The 5,367-nt window shown below is 65.3% G+C and carries 5 protein-coding genes; 2 read left to right on the forward strand and 3 right to left on the reverse strand.

Annotated elements, in window-relative coordinates:
• Nucleotides 1-192: 192 nt before the first annotated feature.
• Both VMR03_RS00555 and VMR03_RS00560 read left to right on the forward strand, forming a co-directional pair.
• A complete protein-coding gene (locus tag VMR03_RS00555; protein ID WP_414693135.1) occupies nucleotides 193-891 on the forward strand; it encodes a fumarylacetoacetate hydrolase family protein in 699 nt (232 codons plus the stop codon).
• Nucleotides 892-917: 26 nt separating this feature from the next.
• Nucleotides 918-2,084 carry an acyl-CoA dehydrogenase family protein gene (locus VMR03_RS00560; RefSeq protein WP_325401213.1) on the forward strand — a complete coding sequence of 389 codons (1,167 nt, stop codon included), beginning with the start codon at nucleotides 918-920 and terminating at the stop codon, nucleotides 2,082-2,084.
• A 135-nt stretch (nucleotides 2,085-2,219) separates the two neighbouring features.
• Here VMR03_RS00560 and VMR03_RS00565 read toward each other — a convergent pair whose 3' ends face one another.
• The 3 genes from VMR03_RS00565 to VMR03_RS00575 all read right to left on the reverse strand — a co-directional run.
• Nucleotides 2,220-3,128 (reverse strand): SDR family oxidoreductase, encoded by a 909-nt coding sequence (locus tag VMR03_RS00565; protein WP_325401215.1) that lies wholly within the window; start codon nucleotides 3,126-3,128, stop codon nucleotides 2,220-2,222.
• A gap of 10 nt (nucleotides 3,129-3,138) precedes the next feature.
• Nucleotides 3,139-4,287, reverse strand: a complete 1,149-nt coding sequence (locus tag VMR03_RS00570) for an acetyl-CoA C-acetyltransferase (RefSeq protein ID WP_325401217.1) — start codon at nucleotides 4,285-4,287, stop codon at nucleotides 3,139-3,141.
• Nucleotides 4,280-5,367 (reverse strand): acyl-CoA dehydrogenase family protein (locus VMR03_RS00575; RefSeq protein WP_325401219.1); only part of this gene is annotated, 1,088 nt, incomplete at its 5' end. The genes VMR03_RS00570 and VMR03_RS00575, both read right to left, overlap by 8 nt.

A 5,367-nucleotide genomic window follows, 5' to 3' on the forward strand; every position in this document is an offset into this window, starting at 1 on the left:
CGTCACGTGCCGGCGAAGATCGTCGCCGTCGCCGACATTCCGCGCACCAAATCGGGCAAGATCACGGAACTTGCCGTGCGCGACGTGGTGCATGGTCGCCCGATCAAGAACAAGGAGGCGCTCGCCAATCCCGAAGCGCTCGATCTCTTCAGCGATCTTGCCGAGTTGAAGAGCTGAGAGGAGTACCCCGCGTTGACGAAATATCTGTTTACGCCGCCGGCGCCCGTCGCCGCACCCATTCGTGGGATGGACGAGCTCTTTCCGATCCATCGCATCTTCTGCGTCGGACGGAACTATGCGGCGCATGCGCGCGAAATGGGCGTGGAGCCCGATCGCGAAGCGCCGTTCTATTTCAACAAGTCGGCCTATCACTACGTCGCCTCGGGCGCGACGACGCCCTATGCGCCCGAGACGTCGAACTATCAATATGAGATGGAGCTCGTCGTCGCGATCGGGAAGGGCGGCTTCCGCATCGCCGCCGACGCCGCGCTCGATCACGTCTTCGGCTATGCTTGCGGCCTCGACATGACGCGCCGCGACCTGCAATTCGCGATGCGCGAGAAGCAGCGGCCCTGGGACATTGGCAAGGATTTCGAGAATGCCGCCGTGCTGTCCGACATCGTGCCTGCGACCGTGACCGGACATCCGTCGAAGGGCCGCGTCGAATTGAAACTCAATGGCGAGCTGAAGCAGGCGGGGGATCTCTCCGATCTCATTCATCCTGTCCCGGCGCTCATCGCGCATCTTTCGCGCTACTATCACTTGCAGCCCGGCGATATCATCTACACAGGAACGCCCGAAGGCGTCGGGCCGGTGAAGCCGGGCGACCGCCTCGAAGGCATGGTCGAAGGCGTGGGGAACATCGCGCTCACCATCGGGCCTGCGGAATAAAATAACCGGCGGGGAGGCCGGGCCTCATGGATTTTTCGCTCTCGGCGGACCAGCAGCAGATCCGCGACGCGATCTTCAAGCTCTGCGAGCCCTTCGACGACGACTACTGGCTGAAGAAGGACAAGGCGGGCGGCTTTCCCGAGGAGTTCTACAAGGCCGTGGCCGACCAGGGCTGGCTCGGCATCGCGATGCCGGAGGCGGTCGGCGGCGCAGGCCTCGGCATCACCGAAGCCGCGCTGATGATGCAGGCGATCTCGGAATCGGGCGGCGGCATGAGCGGCGCCTCGTCGGTTCATCTCAATATTTTCGGCCTTAACCCCGTCGTCGTCTTCGGCACCGACGAACAGAAGTCCCGCATGTTGCCGCCGCTCATCCGCGGCGAGGACAAGGCCTGCTTCGCGGTGACGGAGCCAGATGCCGGCCTCAACACGACGGGTCTCAAGACCTTTGCAGAGAAGAAGGGCGACAAATATATCGTGCGCGGCCAGAAGATCTGGATCACGACGGCGCAGGTCGCCTCGAAGATGCTGCTCCTCGCGCGCACCACGCCCTACGATCAGCTGAAGAAAAAGACCGACGGCCTCAGCCTTTTCTATACGGATTTCGACCGCTCGAAAGTCGAGGTCCGCGAAATCCCGAAGATGGGCCGCTCGGCGGTCGACTCCAACATGCTCTTTTTCGACGGGGTGGAAATTCCCGCCGAGAACCGCATCGGCGAGGAGGGGAAGGGCTTCCAGCAGATCCTGCACGGCCTCAACCCCGAGCGCATTCTGATCGCGGCGGAAGCGATCGGCCTCGGCCGCGCGGCACTGCGCAGGGCGTCGGCCTATGCGCGCGAGCGCGTCGTCTTCGGCCGGCCCATCGGACAGAACCAGGGCATTCAGCATCCGCTGGCGAAATGCTGGGCGGAACTCGAAGCCGCGAACCTGATGACTTTCAAGGCGGCCTCGCTCTACGACAGGGGCGAGGATTGCGGCGCGGAAGCGAACGCGGCGAAATATCTCGCCGCCGAAGCGGCCTTCCATGCCTGCGAGACGGCGATCCTGACGCATGGAGGCATGGGCTATGCGAAGGAATATCATGTCGAGCGCTACATGCGCGAAAGCTGGATCCCGCGCCTCGCGCCGGTCAGCATGCAGCTCATCCTGAGCTTCATCGCGGAGAAGGTCCTCGGCCAGCCGAAGTCTTATTGACAAGTTCTAACCCTCCCCCCTTGAGGGGGAGGGTTGGGAGGGGGGTAGGCCGCAAGGAAGAGTCTTTCGAAGAGGACCCCTCGCCCGAAACGCGGTTCCCGCGTTTCGACCTCTCCCTCAAGGGAGAGGTAAGAGCTAACTTCCCCACACGGGCTTCGGCGGCGTCCGCGCGGCGAGAAGTGCGCGCACGGCGGCGCCGACATCCTTCGGTTGCCAGCGTCTGCCGATATCCTTGCCCGGTCCGTCGCGCCAGCCTTCCGACAGCATGATCGTGCCGCCCTTGAGTTCGAAGACCTGGCCGGTGACGTCCTTCGAGTCCGCGCTGGCGAGCCAGACGATGGCGGGCGCGACATTGGCCGGGTCGTTGACGTCGAAGCCAGTTTCGGGCGCCTTCATCGCATCGGCAAAGACCGTTTCCGTCATGCGCGTGCGGGCGGCTGGGGCGAGCGCATTCGCGGTGATGCCATAGCGCGCGAGCTCGGCGGCCTGCACCAGCGTCAGCGAAGCGATGCCGCCCTTCGCCGCCGAATAGGCGCTTTGGCCGACACTGCCCTGAAGTCCGGCGCCGGATGAGGTGTTGATGATCCTTGCGTCGACGGTCTTCCCCTGCTTTTGCTGGCCGCGCCAGTACTGGCAGGCCCAGCTCGAGACGCAGAAATGGCCGCGCAGATGGACGCGGATGACGGCATCCCATTCGTCAGGCGTGCAGGAAACGAACATGCGGTCGCGTACGAAGCCGGCATTGTTGACGACGGCATGAAGATCGCCGAAGGCGGCGACCGCCGCATCGATAATGCCTTTCGCCGCATCGAAGTCGGCGACGTCGTCGTAATTGGCGACAGCCTCGCCGCCCCTCGACTTGATGACGTCGACGACTTCCTGCGCCGGCCGTTCGCCTGTTCCAGTCTCGCCATGCGTCCCGACGCCGAGATCGTTGACGACGACCTTCGCGCCCTCGGCGGCCAGCGCCAGCGCATATTCGCGTCCCAGGCCTCGCCCCGCGCCCGTCACGACGACGACGCGTCCCTCGCAGATACCTGCCATCTTCAGATCCTCAGAGCCGTTCGATGATGGTGACGTTGGCCTGTCCGCCGCCTTCGCACATGGTCTGGAGCGCGTAGCGGCCCTTGCGTCTTTCGAGCTCGTTCAGCATCGTCGTCATGATGCGCGCGCCGGTCGCGCCGAGCGGATGGCCGAGCGCGATCGCGCCGCCATTGACGTTGACCCTGTCATGCGGAAGCCCGAGTTCCTTCATCCAGGCGAGTACGACGGAGGCGAAGGCCTCGTTGCATTCGAAGAGGTCGATATCCTCGATACGGAGACCGGTCTTCTTCAGCGCATGCAGCGTCGCGGGGATCGGCGCGGTGAGCATCCAGACCGGGTCGTCGGCGCGCACGGACATGTGATGGATGCGCGCACGGGGCTTCAGCCCATGATCCTTGACGGCCTGTTCCGACGCGATGAGAAGCGCCGCCGCGCCGTCCGCCGTCTGGCTCGACACTGCGGCGGTGATGCGCCCGCCGGGCTGCAGCGGTTGAAGCGCGGCCATCTTCTCGAGCGATGTCTCGCGCGGGGTCTCGTCCTTCGTGACGCCTTCGATGGGCACGATCTCATTGTCGAAACGGCCCGCTTTTCCGGCCGCGATGGCGCGCTGGTGGCTCGAAAGCGCGAAAGCCTCCATGTCCTCGCGGCTGATCTGCCATTTTTCGGCGATCATTTCGGCGGAGTTGAACTGGCTGACCTCTCCGTCGCCATAGCGCTTCAGCCAGCCGGGCGACGTCGTGAACGGGTTCGGGAAGCCGTAGGGCTGGCCTGCATACATCGCAGCTGAAATCGGAATGGCGTTCATGTTCTGGACGCCGCCCGCGACGACGAGATCCTGCGTCCCGCTCATCACGCCCTGCGCGGCGAAATGCACCGCCTGCTGTGCCGAGCCGCATTGCCGGTCGACCGTTGTGCCGGGGACATGCTGCGGCAGGCCGGCGACGAGCCAGCAGGTGCGCGCGACGTCGCCCGCCTGCGAACCGACCGTGTCGCAGCAGCCATAGACCACGTCGTCGACTGCGTTGGGATCGACGCCGGTGCGCGCCATCAGCGCCGCGATGGGCGCCGCGCCGAGATCGGCGGAATGCACGGCGGCGAGGCCGCCCTTCTTGCGCCCGACCGGTGTTCGGACGGCGTCGACGATATAGGCTTCAGGCATGCGCGGACTCCCGGATGAATGTGCGGTCGGGACCGAGCGGCCCCTCGAAGATGCGTTGCGCGATGCGCGCGCGGTGGAAGGCGGGCGTGCCCCAGGCATGGGTGAGGGCGAGCGCACGTTTCAGGAAGAAATGCACATCGACTTCCCACGAATAGCCCATGGCGCCATGCACCTGCACGGCGGTGCGCGCCGCGAGATCGGCGGCCTCGCTTGCGGCGAGTTTCGCCTGCGAGATGCGCGGCGCGGCATAGGCGCTGCGCGCGGCGAGCTCTGCCGCCGCCGCGTGGACGACAGGTTTCGCGAATTCGATCTTCACCTGGACGGTCGAGAGCAGATGCTTGATCGCCTGCGTGGAGCCGATGGGCTTGCCGAATTGCTGACGCTCCTTCGCATAATCTGTCGCGAGATCGACCGCGCGCTGCGCGAGGCCGAGACATTGTGCGGCGGCGAAGAGAGCGCCACGATCGAGCGCTCGGGTCCAGAGCACGTCACCTTCCGCGGCGGTTGCGATCCGCGTTGTGGAGGTCGGCGCCCATTCGATGCGGAGGAGGCGGCGGAAGGGGTCGATGCTTTCCTGCCGCACGAGACCGGCGTTGCGCGTCTCGACGAGATGGACCTCGCCCCGATGCGCGAGCAGCAGAGCCTCGGCGGTGTCGGCGTCGGAAACAAAGGGGTTGGCCGGATGCCCGATGGCGATAGTGACCTCGCCACTCGCGGCGCGTGTGAGAAGCGAAGTCTCGCCCCCTGCTTCGACGAGGAGAGGGAGCGCGATGCCCGCATGTTCGACCAGCGGTTCGGGCAGGGCCGTATAGCCGCAGGCTTCGGCGATCAGAACGAAATCCGTTTCCGCAAGGCCCAGTCCGCCGGACGCCTCCGGCGCGAGCACGGCGAGCAATCCCATTTCGCATATCTTCGCCCAGCGCACCTCGTCCCGCGCCGCGCCCGATTTCATCTGGTGACGCATGGCGGCGGACGAGCATTCCGTCACCAGCATGTCGCGCGCGACCTCCGCCATCATCCGCTGCTCGTCCGAGAAGGTGAAATCCATCGCTTCACCCCTTCGGCAGGCCGAGCATCCGC

The organism is Parvibaculum sp., from assembly GCF_035511255.1.
Lineage (GTDB): Bacteria > Pseudomonadota > Alphaproteobacteria > Parvibaculales > Parvibaculaceae > Parvibaculum.